The organism is Domibacillus indicus (assembly GCF_023715895.1).
Lineage (GTDB): Bacteria > Bacillota > Bacilli > Bacillales > Domibacillaceae > Domibacillus > Domibacillus indicus_A.
This window is the reverse complement of the sequence record NZ_JAMBOO010000128.1, coordinates 1-255: the sequence shown is the minus strand read 5'-3', so window position 1 is coordinate 255 and position 255 is coordinate 1. Positions and strand designations below refer to the sequence as shown.

General features: G+C 52.5%; 1 rRNA gene. It reads left to right on the top strand.

Annotation, left to right across the window (positions count from 1 at the left end):
- Positions 1-255, top strand: a 23S ribosomal RNA gene (locus M3221_RS25935); the annotation flags it as partial.

The window sequence follows — 255 nt, the reverse complement described above, 5'->3', positions numbered from 1 at the left end:
GTGTGCCTACAAGTAGTTAGAGCCCTTTAACGGGTGATAGCGTGCCTTTTGTAGAATGAACCGGCGAGTTACGATTTCATGCAAGGTTAAGCTGATAAGGCGGAGCCGCAGCGAAAGCGAGTCTGAACAGGGCGTTTGAGTATGAGGTCGTAGACCCGAAACCAGGTGATCTACCCATGTCCAGGATGAAGGTGAGGTAACACTCACTGGAGGTCCGAACCCACGCACGTTGAAAAGTGCGGGGATGAGGTGTGG